Source organism: Edwardsiella tarda ATCC 15947 = NBRC 105688, from assembly GCF_003113495.2.
In the GTDB taxonomy this organism is placed as follows: domain Bacteria; phylum Pseudomonadota; class Gammaproteobacteria; order Enterobacterales; family Enterobacteriaceae; genus Edwardsiella; species Edwardsiella tarda.
This window is the reverse complement of the sequence record NZ_CP084506.1, coordinates 3,422,426-3,441,755: the sequence shown is the minus strand read 5'-3', so window position 1 is coordinate 3,441,755 and position 19,330 is coordinate 3,422,426. Positions and strand designations below refer to the sequence as shown.

The following is a 19,330-nucleotide window of genomic DNA, read 5'->3' as shown; positions in this document are numbered from 1 at the left end:
TAAAATGGCACCGATGGTGCTATTTCCCCAGTGAAAAGACGGTGCCCTATGGACGTATCTGACCTGCTCGAAAGCCTGAACGATAGACAGCGCGAGGCGGTTGCCGCGCCACGCAGTAACCTGTTGGTGCTGGCGGGGGCGGGCAGTGGTAAGACTCGCGTTCTGGTGCATCGCATCGCCTGGTTGCTCGCCGTGGAGCACTGCTCTCCCTTTTCCATCATGGCGGTCACCTTTACCAACAAGGCGGCGGCGGAGATGCGTCATCGTATTGAGGCGCTGATTGGCACCAGTCAAGGAGGGATGTGGATCGGCACCTTTCATGGCTTGGCACACCGTCTGCTACGGGCTCATCATCTGGATGCCGGCTTACCACAGGATTTTCAGATCCTCGACAGCGAAGATCAGTTGCGTCTGCTCAAGCGACTCATCAAGGCGATGAATCTGGATGAGAAACAGTGGCCGGCGCGTCAGGGCATGTGGTACATCAACGGCAAGAAAGATGATGGTCTGCGTCCCCAACACATTGAGAGCTATGGCAATCCGGTGGAGCAGACCTGGCTGCGCATCTACCAAGCCTACCAGGAGGCCTGTGATCGTGCCGGGCTGGTGGACTTTGCCGAGCTGCTGTTGCGCGCTCATGAGTTGTGGCTGCATAAGCCGCAGATCCTCGAACACTATCGCGCCCGCTTCAGCAATATCTTGGTGGATGAGTTTCAGGATACCAACCGCATCCAGTACGCCTGGATCCGCATGCTAGCTGGCGATAGCGGTCGGGTGATGATCGTCGGCGATGATGATCAGTCGATCTATGGTTGGCGTGGCGCCCAGGTGGAGAATATTCAAAAATTCCTCGATGATTTTCCCGGTGCGCAGACCATCCGCTTGGAGCAGAACTACCGCTCCAGCGGCAACATCCTGCGTGCCGCCAACGCATTAATCGAGAATAACGACGGACGTTTGGGTAAGAAGCTGTGGACGGAAGATGGTGAGGGAGAACCTATCTCACTGTATTGCGCCTTCAACGAGTTGGACGAGGCGCGTTTCGTGGTGAATCGCATCAAGGCCTGGCAGGACAACGGCGGTGCGTTGAAGGAGTGCGCTATCCTGTACCGCAGTAACGCCCAGTCGCGTGTACTGGAGGAGGCACTGCTACAGGCCGTGATGCCCTACCGTATCTACGGTGGGATGCGTTTCTTCGAGCGCCAGGAGATTAAAGATGCGTTGGCCTACTTGCGCTTGTTGGCTAACCGCAATGATGATGCCGCCTTCGAGCGGGTGGTGAATACCCCGGTACGCGGCATCGGCGATCGGACACTGGATGTGGTGCGCCAGACGGCGCGTGACCGTCAGCTCACGCTGTGGCAGGCGACCCGCGCGCTGTTGCAGGAAGCGGTGTTCCCTGGTCGGGCGGCCAATGCCTTGCGTCGTTTCTTGGAGTTGATCGATGCCCTCGAGCAACAGAGCCTCGATCTGCCGCTGCATGTCCAGACCGATCGGGTGATCCGTGACTCCGGTCTGCGTCAGATGTATGAACAGGAGAAAGGTGAGAAGGGGCAGACGCGCATCGAAAACCTCGAGGAGTTGGTGACGGCGACGCGCCAATTCAGTTATGAGGATGACGATGAGGATCTGCCACCGCTCCAGGCGTTCTTGTCTCATGCCGCCCTCGAGTCGGGCGAAGGGCAGGCCGATGCTTACCAGGATGCGGTGCAGCTGATGACCCTACACTCCGCCAAGGGGTTAGAGTTTCCCCAGGTATTTATCGTCGGCATGGAAGAGGGGATGTTTCCCAGCCAGATGTCCTTGGATGAAGGAGGACGACTGGAAGAGGAGCGCCGTCTGGCCTATGTCGGGGTAACCCGAGCGATGCGTAAGTTGACCCTGACCTATGCGGAGAGTCGCCGTCTGTATGGTAAAGAGGTGTACCATCGTCCCTCGCGCTTCGTCGGCGAATTGCCGGAGACGTGCGTCGAGGAGGTGCGTTTGCGCGCCAGCGTGTCGCGTCCGGTCAGCCACGCTCGCCTCGGTACACCGCTCAGCCAGAGCGATAGCGGCTATCGTCTGGGGCAACGAGTCGCTCACGCCAAGTTTGGCGAGGGGACGATCATTAACCTAGAGGGGAGCGGCGAACATACCCGTCTACAGATCGCCTTTAAAGGCGAGGGGATCAAGTGGTTGGTTGCCGCCTATGCTCGCTTAGAGACGCTGTAGAAGCTTCCGTTTGGCCCAACGCGCCGCAGGCCGGCGATTTATGCGGAAGTCTGTTGACAGCCTTTTTCTTGTCGGCGTAACATGCGCGCACGAATAATCTGTGAGGAGATACGCCTTGGACACACCCAGTAGATGCTGGCTCATTGGACCCGTACGCGGGTGCAACTTCTAAGGCTATCCACCGATGCTGATGGCCTTAGTGGTTGTCAGCGACCCTTTATGCGTCGCAGAGTCAGATCTGATATGGTCTGAAACAGGCAGGTGACGTACCCCCCGGTTTGTTTCCCGTGCTCCATGCGTGATCCTGAAGTCACCGCAACGGAGTTAAAGCATGCTAAGTGCATTTCGTTTAGATAACTGCCGCTTATCCCGTATGGAGCTGGATGACACAGACAATCTCACGGCGTCGCTGTGGGTGGATCTGGTTGAGCCAGAAGAGGATGAGCGCGAGCGCGTACAGCGCGAGCTAGGCCAGAGCCTGGCCACCCGTCCCGAGCTGGACGACATCGAGGCCTCTGCGCGTTTCTTCGAAGATGAGGATGGTCTGCACATTCACTCCTTCTTCTATTATGAAGACGCGGAGGATCATGCGGGCAACTCGACTGTCGCCTTTACCATCCGTGAAGGGCGCCTGTTTACCCTGCGCGAGCGTGAGCTGCCGGCATTTCGCCTCTATCGTATGCGGGCACGCAACCAGACGTTAGTAGACGGCAATGCTTATGAGCTGTTGTTGGATCTGTTTGAAACCAAGATCGAGCAGTTGGCCGACGAGATCGAAAACATCTACAGCGATCTGGAGAAGCTGAGCCGAGTGATCATGGAGGGGCAGCAGGGTGACGAATACGATGACGCGCTCTCGACCCTGGCGGAGCTGGAAGATATCGGCTGGAAGGTGCGCCTATGTCTGATGGATACCCAGCGTGCGCTCAACTTCCTGGTGCGTAAGGCGCGTCTACCGGCCAGTCAGCTAGAGCAGGCGCGTGAGGTGCTACGCGATATCGAATCGCTGTTGCCGCACAATGAATCCCTATTCCAGAAGGTGAACTTCTTGATGCAGGCGGCGATGGGTTTCATCAATATCGAGCAGAACCGCATCATCAAGATCTTCTCGGTGGTGTCCGTGGTGTTCCTACCGCCGACGCTGGTGGCCTCCAGCTATGGGATGAACTTTGAGTTTATGCCCGAGTTGAAGTGGTCATTCGGTTATCCCGGCGCCATCTTGCTGATGATCCTGGCAGGTTTGGCTCCCTACCTCTACTTTAAGCGTAAGAAATGGCTGTAAGTTGCCACCGTTCCGATGCGTAATGACGGCCCCATGCGGGCCGTTATTTTTTGTACAATCCGTAGAAGAAAAGCGCTTATCATAGTCCCAAGACGATGAAGGGGAGACGGAGATGGGGCGCTTGCAGGCACAGGGGAAGCAATGGGCGCTACTGGCGCTCTTTTCGCTGGGGCTGGGTATGCTATTTCTGTGGCTACATCTGCCAGCGGCGTTGTTGCTGGGGCCGATGTTGGCCGCCGTGGTGATGGGTTTACGCGGCGCCACCATCCGGGTTCATGGTTTGGCGATGCCGTTGGCGCAGTCTATCTTGGGCTGCATGATCGCCCGTTCACTTTCTCTCTCGTTATTAACCCCCCTACTGGATGACTGGCCGATCGTGCTGTTGGTCCTGCTATGTACCCAGTTGTGTAGTGGCGTAGCCGGTTGGCTATTGGTGCGTCTGAGCGATCTGCCTGGCCCGACCGGCGCGTGGGGATCGTCACCCGGCGGGGCATCGGCCATGGTGGCGATGGCTGGCGAGTTCGGCGCCGATGTGCGCCTGGTCGCCTTTATGCAGTATCTACGGGTGCTGTTTGTTGCCATGGCGGCGGCGCTGGTGGTGCGTCTCGGCGTGGGCGATACGCCGCATGTGAGCCCCACCGTGCCTTGGTTTCCACCCTTGGGGGGGGCATTCGTCGCGACGCTGTTGATTGCCGGTGTCGGCGGTTGGCTAGGGCGGCGTCTGCATATTCCCGCTGGCGCCCTATTGCTGCCGATGCTGATCGGCGCGCTGTGTAACATGACGGGGGTATTGACCCCGCAGACACCGGAGTGGCTGTTGGTTATCGCTTATACGCTGATCGGCTGGCATGTTGGCCTGCTGTTTACCCGTGCTATTTTTCAGTTAGCGTTACGAACCTTGCCACAGATCCTACTGTCTATCGCCACCCTGATGGCGTTGTGTGCCCTAATGGCTTGGGGTCTGACGCAGGTTTTACCCATCGATCCCCTTAGCGCCTACCTGGCCACCAGCCCGGGTGGGCTGGATACCATCGCCATTATCGCCGCGGGTAGTCAGGTGAATCTGGCTTTCGTCATGGCGTTACAGATGCTACGTCTGTTTACCATCCTGTTGATCGGACCGCCGATGGCGCGCTGGATCTCACGCCATGCGGTGTCATCGCCGTAGGCGTCGTTGTGTATAGAGTGCGTCGAGGATAAACAAGAGCAAGGCGCTCCAGATGAAGCCGAAGGCGATCAGTTTATCGCTCGTCATCTGTTCGCCGTAGTAGAGGGTCGCCAGCAGGAACATCAGCGTTGGCCCGAGATATTGAAAGAAGCCCAGGGTCGAGAGACGCAGGCGGGTGGCGGCGGCGGTGAAGCACAATAGGGGAACGGTGGTGATGACCCCGGCGGCGATTAAGAGCAGGTTTAGTGAGGTCGGGTTGGCCGTCAGATGACTGGTCGGCGAGTCGGCGACGCCGAATAAATAGTAGAGCGCCAATGGCAGTAGCCACAGGGTCTCCATCAACATGCCACTCTGGGCATCGATGGCGATCTTCTTACGCAGCAGGCCATAGAAGGCGAAGCTAAACGCCAGGCCGAGGGCGATCATGGGAATGGAGCCGAACTGCCATAGTTGCACCATGACGCCGATGATAGCCAGGCCGACGGCCAGCCATTGCAGGCGGCGAAAGCGTTCGCCAAGAAATAGCATTCCTAGCAACACGTTGACCAAGGGATTAATAAAATATCCCAGGCTGGCCTCCAGCATGTGGTTATGATTCACTGCCCAGATATATAGCAACCAGTTGCCCCCAATGAGACAGGCACTCAGTGCGAGCAGGGCGATCTTATAGGGGCTGTGGCGTAGGGCATACAGTTGTCGCCAATTGCGGCCGATGGCCAGCAGGATCAGCATAAAGAAAAAGGGCCAGATGATGCGGTGGGTCAGGATCTCGGTCGCCGGAACCTGCTGGATCAGCTTGAAGTAGATCGGCGCGATCCCCCAGATCAGGTAGGCGGTCAGTGCCAGTAAGATCCCCTGGCGGGTGTGTTGTGTGTCCATGTCGGTGTTCTCGTCGCGTCCCGCAGAATAGTGAGAGGAGGAGTCTACTGTATTTTTCCGTAAAGACTCAGCGTTAAAATGGCGGCGCGAAGCCGCGGGTATGGGCGCTGTGCGGTCGAGAGGAAATGACATCAAATTACGGTGTCGATGCGAGTGTTTAGGGCTAGTGCCGGGCGCCATCCACGCGCTTTCCGGTGTGTTTTGCCCGTTATGGGCGGTGTATTTCAATGAGTGATGTAGTGATGAGCGAATTAAAAAAACAGAATATCTCTGGCCGGACATGGATGGTGGCCGGGCTGGCGCTGTTGCCGTTAACGGTACAGGCGGAGGGCGCGTCGGGAGTGACCCAGGCATTGCAGCATAACGACGGGGTGATTGCCAATATGCTGCGGCAGTATGATAACCCGTTTACGCTTTACCCCTACTCGACCAACTATGTGCTGTATACCCAGACCAGCGATATTAATAAGGAAGCGATCAGCTCCTATGACTGGGGCGATCAGGCGAAGAAGAACGAAATTAAGTTTCAGATCAGCCTAGCGTTTCCTATCTGGCGAGGCATCGCCGGCGAGAACTCGGTGCTCGGCGCCGCCTATACGCAACAGTCGTGGTGGCAGGCTTTTAACCGCAGCGAATCCTCCCCCTTCCGTGAGACTAACTATGAGCCACGTCTCTTCCTCGGTTGGGCAACGGATTACACCCTACTCGGTGGTTGGTCATTGCGCGATATCGAGGTGGGCGCGGTGCATCAGTCTAACGGGCGTGCCGATCCCACCTCGCGTAGCTGGAATCGGGTCTATACCCGCCTGCTGGCACAAAATGGAAACTTTCAACTGCAGTTGACCCCCTGGTATCGCATCCCAGAGAGCCCAAACAAGGACGATAACCCGGATATCACCAAATATATGGGCTACTACGAGGCCGAGATGGGATATCGTTTGGGGGAGAGCGTCTTCAGTCTACGTGGACGTTATAACTGGAATAGCGGCTATGGTGCGGCGGAGTTGGGCTGGAGCTATCCGTTGAGTCGCCACGTCCGTTTCTATACCCAATTGTTTAGCGGTTATGGCGAGTCACTGATCGACTATAACTTCCGCCAGACCCGTTTCGGGGTCGGCATCATGCTGAACGATATCCTGTAACACGGGACAAAATAGGCGTGTGCGCCTAAAATAGCGCCGATATTTTTGGCTTGATGGGGAGTAGTGTGGCAACGGCAGCAGTGATCGATTCAGAGATGCTGGCTGAACGAGTATTGAAAGATACGTTCGGCTATCAGCAATTTCGCCCAGGGCAGCGGGCGATCGTCGAGGCGGCGATCGCGGGGCGTGACTGTCTGGTCGTGATGCCGACCGGGGGAGGAAAGTCCCTGTGTTATCAGATCCCGGCGTTGGTACGTGATGGGCTGACGATTGTCGTCTCGCCATTGATCTCGCTGATGAAGGATCAGGTCGATCAGTTGCAGGCTAACGGCGTCAACGCCGCCTGTCTGAACTCAACCCTCAGTCGGGAACAGCAACAGGCGGTCTATGCGGGGTGTCGTAGCGGGGAGATCCGTCTGCTGTACATCGCTCCTGAACGTCTGATGATGGATAACCTGCTGGACACGTTGCCGCAGTGGCATCCGACGCTGTTGGCGGTCGATGAGGCGCACTGTATCTCGCAATGGGGGCATGACTTCCGCCCGGAGTACAGCGCGCTGGGGCAGATCAAACGACGTTTCCCCGCGATGCCGGTGATCGCGCTGACAGCGACCGCCGATGATGCCACTCGTCAGGATATCCTACGTCTGCTCGATTTACGCGATCCTCTGGTACAGGTCAGCAGCTTCGACCGACCCAATATTCGCTATACCCTGATCGAGAAGTTTAAGCCGTTGGATCAGTTGTGGCATTTCGTGCAGTCGCAGCGCGGCAAGTCCGGCATTATCTATTGCAACAGCCGCGCCAAGGTCGAGGATACCGCCGCACGTCTGCAGAGTCGCGGCCTAAGCGTGGCAGCCTATCATGCTGGGTTGGAACATGGACGGCGCGCCGAGGTGCAGGAGGCGTTTCAGCGCGACGATCTGCAGATCGTGGTGGCGACGGTGGCGTTTGGCATGGGGATCAATAAGCCGAACGTGCGCTTCGTGGTGCACTTCGATATCCCGCGTAATATTGAGTCCTACTATCAGGAGACCGGGCGTGCCGGGCGCGACGGCCTGCCTGCGGAGGCATTGCTGTTTTACGATCCGGCCGATATGGCCTGGCTGCGCCGCTGTCTGGAGGAGAAGCCAGAAGGGGTGCAGAAGGAGATCGAGCGTCATAAACTGAACGCGATGAATGCCTTTGCTGAGGCGCAGACCTGTCGCCGTCTGGTGCTGTTGAACTACTTCGGCGAGGGGCGGCAGGAGAGCTGTAATAACTGCGATATCTGCCTGGATCCGCCTAAGCGCTATGATGGCTTGGTCGACGCTCAGAAGGCGCTTTCCACCGTGGCACGCGTCGGGCAGCGTTTCGGTATCGGCTATGTGGTTGAAGTGCTACGTGGCGCGAACAGCGCCCGCATCCGCGAGTTGGGGCACGACAAGCTGTCGGTCTATGGCATTGGCCGCGAACACACGATCGAGCACTGGGTGAGCATTCTGCGCCAGCTGATCCATCTGGGATTAGTGACGCAGAATATCGCCCTGCACTCGGCGTTGCAGCTGACCGAGGCGGCGCGCCCAGTGTTGCGTGGTGAGGTGGCATTACCGTTGGCGGTGCCGCGCGTCATCAACCTGAAGGCGCGTAGCAGTGTGCAGAAGAGTTATGCGGGCAACTATGATCGCAAGTTGTTCGCCAAGCTGCGTAAGCTGCGTAAGGCGATCGCCGACGAAGAGAATATTCCGCCGTACGTGGTCTTCAACGACGCGACCCTGCTGGAGATGGCCGAGCAGATGCCGCTACGGGCGGGCGATTTGCTCAGTATCAACGGGGTCGGTCAGCGTAAGCTGGAGCGTTTTGGCGCGCCCTTTATGTCGCTGATCCGTGAGCATCTTGACGGCGACGAGGCCTAGTCTCGGCGGCCGTGTCGCGCATAACCCGGCATGGCCTGCCGGTGTCCCTCGGTACGCGGTGAGGCCTATTCATCCCGTCACATCGGGTGTGGGTAGCCGAGGCAGTGATTAATTGCGGTGAAATAATCAGCATAATCGCTATTCACCATGCCGCATACGGCGTCCCAACGATGCTAGCATAGGGGAAAACCTTACCCCTGAGTCTCCTGCGATGATGCTATTTCTTACTGTCGCTGTGGTCCATCTGCTGGCACTGATGACACCCGGCCCCGATTTTTTCTTTGTCTCTCAAACGGCCTTGAGTCGGTCGCGCGCAGAGGCGTTACGCGCGGTGATCGGCATCTCGCTAGGCGTCGTCGTGTGGGCGGCGGTGGCGTTGATGGGGTTGCACCTGCTACTACTGAAGATGGCTTGGTTGCAGCGCATCATTACCCTCGGTGGTGGCCTCTATCTGTGTTGGATGGGCTGGCAGATGTTGTGCGCCGCCCGTCATCCTGCCACGGACGCGCCTTTGCGCGGGGCTCCGCTACACGGCAGCGCCTTCTGGCGCGGTTTGTTAACCAATCTCTCTAACCCTAAGGCGGTGATCTACTTCGGCTCGGTCTTCTCGTTGTTTGTGGGCGATGAGGTGGGGGCCGGGCAACGTCTCGGTCTGTTCGTGCTGATTGTCGCCGAGACGGTGCTCTGGTTTAGCCTGGTGGCGTCGGTCTTTGCCCTACCGGTGATGCGCCGTGGGTACCAGCGTCTGGCGCGTTGGATCGATGGTGTCGCGGGGAGCTTGTTTACCGCCTTTGGTTTGCATTTGATCCTGACGCGCTAAGCCGAGTCGCGGGCGCAAAGAACGGCGCTATCGTCGGTTGCTCGGGGGCGGAAAACGAAATAAATATCCTCCGGCATAGCCGGAGGTTTTTCGGATGCGCCTATAAGGCTCTGTTACCAGCCGCGCCCTAACAGGCGCATACGATCTGACATTTGCATCAGACTTCGTTACTTACGGCCCGTAAACGGGCTACCCGGATAAGGGATCGATAACTGCTCTCCCATTTTATCCTCCACAAGCTGGTGCTTTATGTATTCCTGTATCTTCGCCGTGTTCTTACCCACCGTATCTACGTAGTATCCACGACACCAGAACTCCCTGTTCCTGTATTTAAACTTCATATCCCCAAACTGCTCATACAACATCAGACTGCTTTTCCCTTTCAGATAACCCATAAAGCCAGATACGCTCATTTTGGGCGGGATTTCCACAAGCATATGGATATGATCTGCGCAACATTCCGCTTCCAAGATCCGTACGTTTTTCCACTCACACAGTTTTCTTAAGATGCTGCCTATTGCCCTGCGTTTCTCTCCGTAGAACGCCTGCCTTCGGTATTTTGGCGCAAAAACTATGTGATATTTACAGTTCCATCGGGTGTGCGCTAAGCTCTTCTCGTCCCCCATTGGGGCCCCCTTTTGATTTCTTGTTGAACGCTTGCAGTTGCCAGACCGCAAGACGTTTTAACAAATCAAAAGGGGTTTTAATAACTGGCTCAAAGCTGAAAGCTTTCCGGAACCCCCAGCCTAGCTGGGGGTTTTCCATAGACAAAAAACGGGGCGCGATATTCGCGCCCTGTCGTGTTTCAAGCGTTTGGCTTACAGCGCCATGAAGAACAGCATACCGACGATTGCACCGGTGGTCCCGAGGATGGTTTCCATCACTGACCAGGTCTTCAGCGTCTGTGCCTCGGTGGCGCCGGTGAACTTACCGTACAGCCAGAAGCCGGAGTCGTTGACGTGGCTCAGGACGATGGAGCCGCCCGCGATACAGACGGACAGGGCCGCCAGTTGAGCGCCGCTGTAGCCCAGTTCACCGATGACCGGCAGTACCAGGCCGACGGTAGTCAGACAGGCGACGGTCGCGGAACCCTGGATGACACGTACCGCGGCGGCCAGGACGAAGCAGGCAACGGCGATGGGCAGACCGGCACCGATCAGGGAGTTACCCAGCGCCGGGCCAACGCCGGAGTCCACCAGGACCTGCTTGAAGACGCCACCGGCACCGGTGACCAGCAGGATGATACCGGCAGGCTGGATAGCGGCGGAACAGATGTCCATCACCTTCTCTTTGCTCATGCCGCGGCGGATAGCCAGGCCATAGGTGGCGACCAGGCAGGCCAGCAGGATAGCGGTGAACGGATGGCCGATGAACTCCAGCCACTTGTACAACTCAGAGCCCTGCTCGACGAAACGGGCGCCGATGGTCTTCAGGCCGACCAGCACCAGCGGGAACAGTACCAGCGCCAGGCTGAAGCCGAAGGAAGGCAGTTGGCCTTTGCCCAGGCTCGGCTCTTGGATATCTTTCGGCAACTCTAGGGTGACGTGCTTGCTGATGAAGTTACCGTACAGCGGACCCGCCAGGATCATGCCCGGGATAGCGGCGCATAGACCGATCAGGATCATCCAGCCGTAATCGGCACCCATCTGGGAGGCCAGCAGCATCGGGGTCGGCCCCGGCAACAGGAAGGCGGCAGCGCCCGCGACACCGGCGAACAACGGAATCGCCAGCTTAACCACGTTGCCGTTGGTGCGGCGCGCCACGGCGAACACCACGCCAATCAGCAATACGATTGCGACGTCAAAGAACAGCGGCAGGGCGCAGACCAGGCCGGCGATCCCCAGCGCGTAGTGGGCGCGCTTCTCACCGAAGCTTTTCAGCAGGCGGACGGCGATCTGATCCAAGGCACCGGTTTCGTGCAGGATCTTACCGAACATGGCGCCCAGAGCGACCACGATGGAGAGGAAGCCCAGCGTACCGCCCATCCCGTTCTGCATGGTTTGGGCAATTTTATCGATGGGCATGCCGGAGAAGATCCCGGCGCCGATGGATACCAGCATCAGGGCGACGAAGGCGTGCATGCGCGCTTTCATCACCAAGAACAGCAGCAGCAGCACGGAGCCGACTGCGGTCATTACGAGGGTTAAAGTACTCATCGTCAGGGCTCCTAGGCAATGATGGAGTTAATGGTGTTCAGGGTGCTGGCGACGACGCCATCCAGCGACTGGCTAATGTCGATGGCGTGTACGTCACGCTCATCGGCCGTCGGTTCTTCCAAGGCATCGAACTGAGAGACCAGCATCTGGGGCTTGAAGAAGTGCCCCTTGCGTGCCAGCAAACGGCTCTCGATCAGCGCGAAGTCCCCTTGCAGGTAGATGAACGAGAGATTGGTGTTACCGTCGCGCAGCATGTCGCGGTAACGCTTTTTCAGCGCCGAACAGACGATCAGCGAGACCTCGTTGGTACGCTGCATGGCGAAGACGGCGTCATTGAGCGCCTGGAGCCACGGTGTACGATCCTCGTCGTTCAGGGCATGGCCATCGGCCATCTTACGGATATTGGCGCGTGGATGCAGGAAGTCGCCATCCAGGAAGGCGGCACCCAGCTGCTGGGCGACGGCGCTGGCGACGGCGGACTTACCGCTGCCGGAAACGCCCATCAGAACAAAGACGTGTTTTTGTTGTTGGCTTTCGCTCATGCTGTATTCCCCGGTTGGCGGCAAGGCGCCGCACAATCAATGTTACTGGTAACTGTTATGGGTAACATTCTCTGGTGAGCTGGAGAGATTAGCAACAAATGTTAAATAGTATGATTAATAAGTGTGACGCTTCTCGCAGTTGATCGTGGCGATGGCGGGCGGCCGCGGTAGCGACCGCCGAGGTGGCGTGGCGCGGGTGCGGCGTTAGATACTGCCGCCGTGCAGCAGGGTGAAACCGAGGTCGATCTGGCTGCCATCGTGGCCAGCTTCGCCACGTAGGCGGGCCAGTAGGCATTCCGCCGCCAGTTGCCCCATCTGCTGACGCGGCGTGAGAACGCTGGCGATCTGCGGCTCCATCACCTGGCCGATATCATGGCCATGGAAACCGGCGATCGCCATATCCTGCGGGATACGTAACCCCAGGCGCTGGCACTCGAAGGCGGCGCCAACGGCCAGATCGTCGTTGGTGCAGAAGATACTGTCCATCTGTGGGTAACGCTTCAATGCTTCGCGCAGTAGCTCGCCGCCGACGGAGTAGGAGGAGCTGCGCGGGATCATGACGCTGTGTGGCTCCAGCCCGGCGGCGCGCATGGCCTGTTCATAGCCTTGCTGCTTCATCACGGTACGTTCATCGAGACGGGCCCCGAAGTAGACGGTATGGCGGTGACCACGATCGATGATCGCCTGGGTCATTGCCCGAGCCGCCGCGACGTTATCGAAGCCGACAGCCATATCCAGGCAGGGTGAGACACTGTCCATCAACTCCACCACCGGAATACCGGCAACTTCGATCATCTTCAGGGTCCGCGGGGTATGGTCGCGTTCGGCGAGGATCAAACCATCGATATTGTAAGAGAGCAGCGAGGTGAGACGCTCCTCTTCTTTCTCCTTGCGGTAGCCATAGTGGGCCAGCATGGTCTGGTAGTGATGCTGATCGGTGACGCTTTCGATACCGCGTAATACCTCGGCGAAGACCTGATTGGTCAGCGAGGGTAGCAACACCCCGATGGCGCGGCTGGTGGCGTTGGAGAGAATATCGGGCGCCCGATTGGGGATATAGCCCAGCTCGTCCAGTGCGGCGGCGATCTTGCCACGTAATGGAGCGGAAACCAGATCAGGATTACGCAAATAACGACTGACGGTCATTTTGGTGACGCCGACGCGATCGGCTATATCCTGCAACACTGGGCGCTTTTTCTTCATTTTCAATGAAATATATACTCTTTGTCGGGAGTATTCAGTGTAACAAAAAATCGAGTCTTCGGCATGATCTGGCGGCGGCTTTCTGGCCATGGCATTGGCAACAGACCTAGGCGGTGGGGAGAGCGACGGAAAAAGAATATTTCTCATTTGCGCCTTGACTCTGGAGTCGACTCCAACCTGTAGAGTGATCCATAACGCGATATGGGGAACGATGTGAGGAGGATGTATGACCCATAACTCTATTCATGCTAATGGCGTTGACGCAGCCTGTGGCTGTGGCCATCAGCATGCGGCAACGCAACACGGTTGTAGCCGCCCGACCCAAGGTAAAGGTGGCATGAAGATCAGCATGGCGTCACCGTTGGCGCCCGCTAGCGATGGCGCCTGCTGTCTGGCTGCGCATGTCCATGACGGCGTCGAGGAGGACGCCGATCCTCACCCCCTCCCCCCTCCAGCCTCTGGACGTCAGCGCTTTAGCTGGCAGGTTGCAGGAATGGATTGCCCCAGTTGTGCCCGGAAGATTGAGACGGCGGTCAGCCAGCTCGCGGGCGTGGAGCGCGCCGCGGTGTTGTTCGCGACGCAACGTCTGGTGGTCGACGCTCAGAAAGATATTTCGCCCGCGGTGGAGCAGGCGGTGCGTCAGGCGGGATTTAGCCTCCAAGCGGCCGGTGCCAAGCCGCAGCAAGGGACGGCTTGGCATTGGCGCGAAGCGGCCCCACTGCTGCTATTGGCTGGGCTGATGCTGTTGAGTTATGCCCTAGAGTGGGTCAATCCACTCTGGGGGCGGGTGGCCTTTATCGCCACCACGCTGGTCGGCTTAGCCCCGATCATGTTGAAGGCGCTCAGGCTGATGCGTAGCGGCAGCTACTTCGCCATCGAGACCTTGATGAGCGTCGCCGCGTTGGGGGCGTTGTTTATCGGGGCGACGGAAGAGGCGGCGATGGTGCTGCTGCTGTTTATGCTGGGTGAGCGCCTGGAGTCTTACGCCGCCAATCGGGCGCGGAAAGGCGTGAGTGCGTTGATGGCGTTGGTGCCGGATGAGGCGCTGGTGATTGAGCAGGGTGAACGGCGAACCCTGCCGGTCGCGGCGCTGCGCCCTGATATGGTGATCGAAATCGCACCTGGCGGGCGCTTACCCGCCGACGCCGAATTGCTACAGGATGGTGTCAGCTTCGATGAGAGTGCGCTGACCGGTGAGTCGCTGCCGGTGGAGCGCCAGCAGGGGGATCGTATCCCAGCCGGCGTGTTGGTGGTGGATCGGGTATGTCGTCTGCGGGTGATTTCTCAACCCGGGAAGAATGCTATCGATCGTATCCTGCAACTGATCGAGGAGGCGGAGGAGCGTCGCGCGCCGATCGAACGTTTCTTGGATCGTTTTAGCCGTTTTTATACGCCAGCGGTGATGTTGCTGGCGTTGTTGGTGATCCTGATCCCGCCGCTGGCCTTCGCCCAGCCCTGGGATACCTGGATCTACCGTGGGTTGACGATGCTACTGATTGGCTGTCCGTGCGCACTGGTGATCTCGACACCGGCGGCGATCACCTCCGGCCTGGCCGCCGCCTCGCGTCACGGTGCCTTGATTAAGGGTGGTGCGGCGTTGGAGCAGTTGGGTAGGGTACGTACCATCGCCTTCGATAAGACGGGTACCCTGACGCAGGGCGCGCCGCAGGTAAGCGGAGTGAGCGCGCGCGATGGTGTCTCTGACGAGCGGGTATTGATGCTGGCGGCGGCGGTGGAAGTGGGTTCGCATCATCCATTGGCCAAGGCGGTACTCCAGGCGTGTGAGCAACGAGGGTTGGCCGTCGTACAGGCTGAGGCTTGTCAGGCACGCGCCGGTGTCGGTGTTGAGGGACGGGTCGATGGCGCATTAGTCCAGGTCGTTGCACCGGGACGCTTGGCGCGCGATGTCTTACCCGAACGTATGCAAGCGCAAATTATCGCTTGGGAGGAGCTCGGGCAGACTGTCGTGGCGGTATTACATGATAGCCAAGCCATCGGGGTGATCGCCATGAGTGATACCTTACGCCCCGACGCGCGTGAGGCGCTGGATGCACTGTGCACCCTCGGGGTGGAGGCGGTGATGCTGACCGGGGATAATCCGCGGGCGGCGGCGGCCATCGCTGGCTCTCTGGGTATTGAATATCGTGCCGGACTATTGCCGGAGGATAAGGTGCGTGAGGTGGAGGCGCTTAGCCAACGCGCGCAGACTGCGATGGTCGGTGACGGCATCAACGATGCGCCGGCGATGAAGGCGGCCAGTATCGGTATCGCCATGGGCGGTGGTACCGACGTGGCCTTGGAGACCGCGGATGCGGCGCTAACCCATAATCGCTTGGTGGGGCTGGCGCAGATGATCGCCCTGTCGCGGGCGACCCACGCTAACATTCGTCAGAACATTACCTTGGCGTTGGGGCTGAAGGGGATCTTCCTGATCACCAGTCTGTTGGGGATCACCGGGCTATGGCTCGCGGTATTAGCCGACTCCGGAGCGACCGCTTTGGTGACGGCTAACGCCCTACGCCTCTTGCGCCGGCGCTAAGCCATAACGTGCGTATCGCCCTCGGGGGGGATACGCACGTTATGTTGCACGAAGTTACAGTCATTTACTGCTATACTCCGCACCTACTTTTTATTCCTATCCATTTTTATTATTAATCACCTTAACAAAATGAATAATCGCGCATTGCTGTTCTGCCTGTCTGGCGTGCTGATGAGCGGTGTTGTCCATGCGGCCACGCAGGAGACACCGTCTGAGTTCAGCGCCACTCTTCCCACTTACTATGGTTTGCCGCAGCAAACCCACGCGGCGGGCAGCAAATCCTCTGTTCCAGCGCAGTCTAGCGAGCCGCCAGTCGAGCATTCGCTGCTGCCCATCTGGGGCGATGAGGCGCGCGCGCGCGGTTACGATCTACCCGAGCCTTTCGGTATCAATGTTAACTATATGAATATGCGCCAGAATATTGTGGTGGATAGCATTAGTTTTAGCGGGTTAGGTTGGGATAGCTATACGCTGCCTACGGATCTGTTCAAGATTAAGGTGGGGAGTACGCGTCAGCGTAGCGTCACTCAAACGATTAAGTTGGATGCGTGGGTATTTCCCTTCATGAATGTCTATGGCATCGTGGGCAAGACGCGTGGCAGCTCATTATCCAAGGTTTCTGTCGATGCCGATCCAAGCAGTGGTTTGATTGGTTGGATTATTCATTCGATGAATCAGAGTGGCCAACTGCGCGATCTGGATTTTCGTCTGAACTTCAAGGGAACGACCTACGGTGCCGGTACGGTTTTCGCCGGTGGCTATGGTAACTGGTTCGGTCTGATGGATATGAACTATACCCAGACCCGCTTCGATATTCTCGACGGTAGCATCGATGCCTTCACCCTGTCGCCGCGTGTCGGTTACCGCTTCACCACCCCCGGCATCGATACCATCGGGCTGCCTAACGGCAAGCTCAGCCTGTGGGTCGGCAGCATGTACCAGGATGTACAGCAGGAGTTCAAGGGTAGCCTTAGCGATCTGTCGATGCCGGGGGGGTTATCCGTATTGATGGGGATCGCTAACCAGAAAGGGCAAGGTCGCTTCGATGTACGCCAGCATCTGTCGTCGCCGTGGAACGTGCTGATTGGCGCACAGTATGAGATCACCCGTAACTTTAACCTGACGAGCGAAGTGGGCTTTGCCGAGCGCAATAGCTTCTTTATCGCTGGCGAGTACCGTTTCTGATGCGTTACCTCCTGCGTGGGTTGACTCTGCTCTGCACGCTCTCGCCGTTGGCGGGCGCGGCGGCGTTGTTACCGACGCGTGCGCAGGTTGATAGCTGGTTGACGCAATTGGGCGGTGACGATCGTTTCGACCCCGACAAGGGGATCGATTGGGGGGTGTTACCGGGGCCATTCTTCAATCCCGAGCTGGGGCTTGGGTTAGGCGCGGCGGTAGCGGGGCTCTATCGACCCGATGCGACGGATACGGTGAGCCAAAACTCCAGCATCACCCTCAGCGGCTATATCAGTTCGACCGGCGCCTTTGGCTTGGGGATCCGTAACTACAGCTTCTTCGCCAACGATCAGTGGCGTATTTTTATCAATGGTGGGATCAGCGATACGCCAACCTACTATTGGGGGCAAGGTTTCCGTGCCGGGGCCGACGATGAGGGGCGGCAGAAGTACACGGCACAGTCGTTGCGTCTACAGCCTGAGGTGTTGTATCGCCTGGCGAGCCAGACCTATCTCGGTGTCGGTTGGTCGCTGTCGATGATGCATGCCGCCGACGTCAAGTCGACCGATCGCTTGGCGCAGATCCCCCATGGCCGCGCGGTATCCAGTTCCGGGCCGAGCCTGTCGCTGCAGTATGACAGCCGGGACTTTGTCCCGAATCCTCGGCGTGGCATGCTGGCGAGCCTGCGTTACACCCACTACCTGCCGGAGATGGGCAGCGATACGCGCTTCGATAATATCATCGCGCGTTTCAGTACCTATCATGCCTTGGATGAGTGGCGTGTGCTGGCCTGGGAGATCGATGGCGAGTTCACCCAGGGAGCGGTCCCATGGAACATGTTGCCGTCGCTCGGCAGTGATCAGCGGATGCGCGGTTACTACCAGGGGCGTTATCGTGACCGTAACCTGATTAGCTCACAGTTGGAGTACCGGCAGAAGCTGAGCTGGCGGCATGGCTTTGTCGTCTGGGGTGGCGCTGGCACCATGGGGCCTAACGTGCGTGAGCTGGGCAGCAGTCGTTGGCTGCCAACGTTGGGCGTCGGTTACCGCTTTGCCTTTAAGCCGGGAATTAATATTCGTTTGGATTATGGTATTGGCCGCGCGAGTAGCGGCTTCTATTTTCAGGTAGGAGAGGCGTTTTGATGGGGAGACTACGCGGATGGTGCGCGACGCTGCTGCTTTACTGTGGCACGGTCGGTGCTTTCGGCTTACCGATGAGTCTCGATTTGACACAGTTGCAACCGCAACAGGCGGCACACGCCTGGCCGGTGAGTGCGCCATTGCCGCCACCGGACGGCCTACGTCCTTGTTGCGCCTTCGGCTATGACCTTAATGCCGAAGCGTTGGGGGTACCGATCCCCTTTTACCGGCTGAATAACGTGGTGGAGGCGGATACGCTGGGTCGCCACCGTTACAATGACAGTCTGTTCGGCGCCCTGGCCAGCCTGGCCGGGTTGGGTAATGAGCATAATGGCGTGTTGTATACGCGTCGTGGCGGCTTTATCGATATGGCGCACGTGCGCGACAGCGCCGACATGACGGCCTATATCTTTAGCCACCTCTATCCGCGTCTCGGCCAGGCGTTTCAGCTGAATCTGGGGGATGAGCTCGCGCAGCGCCGCCTAGTATTCAACGCATTTACTCCGCCAGAAGAGGCGCAGGAGCGTTATACCCTGGCGGCCTATTTGGCGGCACGCCTGGCGTTCCAAGTGGCGGCCTGGCACGAGATCGCTCAGTGGTATGGTTACGAGTCCATTCGCGGTTTTTCCGAGGGTGTCTCGGCCTTTTCCCCGGAGGATCTCTACTCCAACCTATTGGGGACGCGCCTGGCATTGAATCTGATCCTGAATGGTCATCTGGCCTCATTGGGGCAATACGATGCCGCGATGATGACGCTGTTGCCGCAGGCACTGTGTCAGCTCCAGGCGCAGCCCGCCGTGCTGACGCGTTTTCAGTTTGATATGTTGGATGGCCGCTGGTGGGACAGTCGTCAGGCCGTGCCGCAGAAATTCTTGGTGTTGAAGCGCAACTACAATACCGCGGACGATCGCCTGCCGACACCGGTGCCAGGCGAATTGGCACCACCACTGCGTCTGATGCTGCCGACCCGCTTGTATCACTATGATCTGGCCTCGCTGGGGGAGTTACACCTGCTGACGGGCAGTGCGATGAAACGTCTTCCCGCCCCCTCCCGTTATTACACCTGGCACGATTTCGATCGTTTGGCGGACTTTGCGCGAGAACAAGATGGTGTGCAACTGTCACGCAAGCGCTAAGTGTGCAATGGACTAATGTTTATCCACTGGTAAACCCACTCC

At 58.3% G+C, this 19,330-nt stretch carries 15 protein-coding genes; 10 read left to right on the top strand and 5 right to left on the bottom strand.

Going from position 1 to position 19,330, the window contains the following annotated elements:
* Window positions 1–48 precede the first annotated feature (48 nt).
* The 3 genes from uvrD to DCL27_RS15905 all read left to right on the top strand — a co-directional run bounded on the left by uvrD (window position 49) and on the right by DCL27_RS15905 (window position 4,661).
* Window positions 49–2,211, top strand: a complete 2,163-nt coding sequence (gene uvrD / locus DCL27_RS15915) for a DNA helicase II (RefSeq protein WP_035598199.1) — start codon at window positions 49–51, stop codon at window positions 2,209–2,211.
* Window positions 2,212–2,542: 331 nt separating this feature from the next.
* The gene (corA, locus tag DCL27_RS15910) at window positions 2,543–3,493 is read left to right on the top strand and encodes a magnesium/cobalt transporter CorA (RefSeq protein WP_035598197.1); all 951 of its coding nucleotides are present in this window, start codon (window positions 2,543–2,545) and stop codon (window positions 3,491–3,493) included.
* A gap of 112 nt (window positions 3,494–3,605) precedes the next feature.
* A complete protein-coding gene (locus DCL27_RS15905) occupies window positions 3,606–4,661 on the top strand; it encodes an AbrB family transcriptional regulator (protein ID WP_035598194.1) in 1,056 nt (351 codons plus the stop codon).
* Here DCL27_RS15905 and rarD read toward each other — a convergent pair.
* Window positions 4,650–5,540, bottom strand: coding sequence for an EamA family transporter RarD (gene rarD, locus DCL27_RS15900; protein WP_228594448.1), 891 nt, complete (start codon window positions 5,538–5,540; stop codon window positions 4,650–4,652). The two genes, DCL27_RS15905 and rarD, sit on opposite strands and share 12 nt — an antisense overlap.
* Before the next feature lie 242 nt (window positions 5,541–5,782).
* Here rarD and pldA point away from each other — a divergent pair, with 242 nt between their 5' ends.
* From pldA to rhtC, 3 genes are all read left to right on the top strand, one after another.
* The gene (pldA, locus tag DCL27_RS15895) at window positions 5,783–6,682 is read left to right on the top strand and encodes a phospholipase A (protein WP_035598192.1); all 900 of its coding nucleotides are present in this window, start codon (window positions 5,783–5,785) and stop codon (window positions 6,680–6,682) included.
* A 65-nt stretch (window positions 6,683–6,747) separates the two neighbouring features.
* A complete protein-coding gene (recQ, locus tag DCL27_RS15890) occupies window positions 6,748–8,577 on the top strand; it encodes an ATP-dependent DNA helicase RecQ (protein WP_005297147.1) in 1,830 nt (609 codons plus the stop codon).
* Window positions 8,578–8,788: 211 nt separating this feature from the next.
* Window positions 8,789–9,397: a threonine export protein RhtC gene (gene rhtC, locus DCL27_RS15885; protein ID WP_005290226.1), complete on the top strand. Its 609-nt coding sequence runs from the start codon at window positions 8,789–8,791 to the stop codon at window positions 9,395–9,397.
* A gap of 167 nt (window positions 9,398–9,564) precedes the next feature.
* Here the strand turns inward: rhtC and tnpA are convergent, their stop codons facing one another.
* The 4 genes from tnpA to gntR form a co-directional block, all read right to left on the bottom strand.
* Window positions 9,565–10,023, bottom strand: a complete 459-nt coding sequence (gene tnpA / locus DCL27_RS15880; RefSeq protein WP_015461477.1) for an IS200/IS605 family transposase — start codon at window positions 10,021–10,023, stop codon at window positions 9,565–9,567.
* A 192-nt stretch (window positions 10,024–10,215) separates the two neighbouring features.
* Window positions 10,216–11,553, bottom strand: a complete 1,338-nt coding sequence (gene gntU, locus DCL27_RS15875) for a gluconate transporter (RefSeq protein WP_005290227.1) — start codon at window positions 11,551–11,553, stop codon at window positions 10,216–10,218.
* A gap of 11 nt (window positions 11,554–11,564) precedes the next feature.
* The gene (gntK, locus tag DCL27_RS15870) at window positions 11,565–12,095 is read right to left on the bottom strand and encodes a gluconokinase (protein WP_005297150.1); all 531 of its coding nucleotides are present in this window, start codon (window positions 12,093–12,095) and stop codon (window positions 11,565–11,567) included.
* 204 nt (window positions 12,096–12,299) lie between these two features.
* Complete coding sequence (gntR, locus tag DCL27_RS15865) at window positions 12,300–13,298, bottom strand: gluconate operon transcriptional repressor GntR (RefSeq protein WP_005290233.1); 999 nt, start codon at window positions 13,296–13,298, stop codon at window positions 12,300–12,302.
* A gap of 226 nt (window positions 13,299–13,524) precedes the next feature.
* On the opposite strand from gntR, the gene DCL27_RS15860 reads away from it, so the two are divergent.
* The 4 genes from DCL27_RS15860 to DCL27_RS15845 all read left to right on the top strand — a co-directional run bounded on the left by DCL27_RS15860 (window position 13,525) and on the right by DCL27_RS15845 (window position 19,288).
* A complete protein-coding gene (locus DCL27_RS15860) occupies window positions 13,525–15,837 on the top strand; it encodes a zinc/cadmium/mercury/lead-transporting ATPase (RefSeq protein ID WP_035597882.1) in 2,313 nt (770 codons plus the stop codon).
* A 129-nt stretch (window positions 15,838–15,966) separates the two neighbouring features.
* A complete protein-coding gene (locus tag DCL27_RS15855) occupies window positions 15,967–17,022 on the top strand; it encodes a hypothetical protein (RefSeq protein WP_035597880.1) in 1,056 nt (351 codons plus the stop codon).
* On the top strand, window positions 17,022–18,155 hold the full coding sequence (locus tag DCL27_RS15850) for a BamA/TamA family outer membrane protein (protein WP_005290239.1): 1,134 nt from the start codon (window positions 17,022–17,024) through the stop codon (window positions 18,153–18,155). Before DCL27_RS15855 ends, DCL27_RS15850 begins: the two co-directional genes overlap by 1 nt.
* Window positions 18,155–19,288, top strand: a complete 1,134-nt coding sequence (locus tag DCL27_RS15845) for a DUF4056 domain-containing protein (RefSeq protein WP_005290241.1) — start codon at window positions 18,155–18,157, stop codon at window positions 19,286–19,288. Before DCL27_RS15850 ends, DCL27_RS15845 begins: the two co-directional genes overlap by 1 nt.
* Window positions 19,289–19,330: the final 42 nt, after the last annotated feature.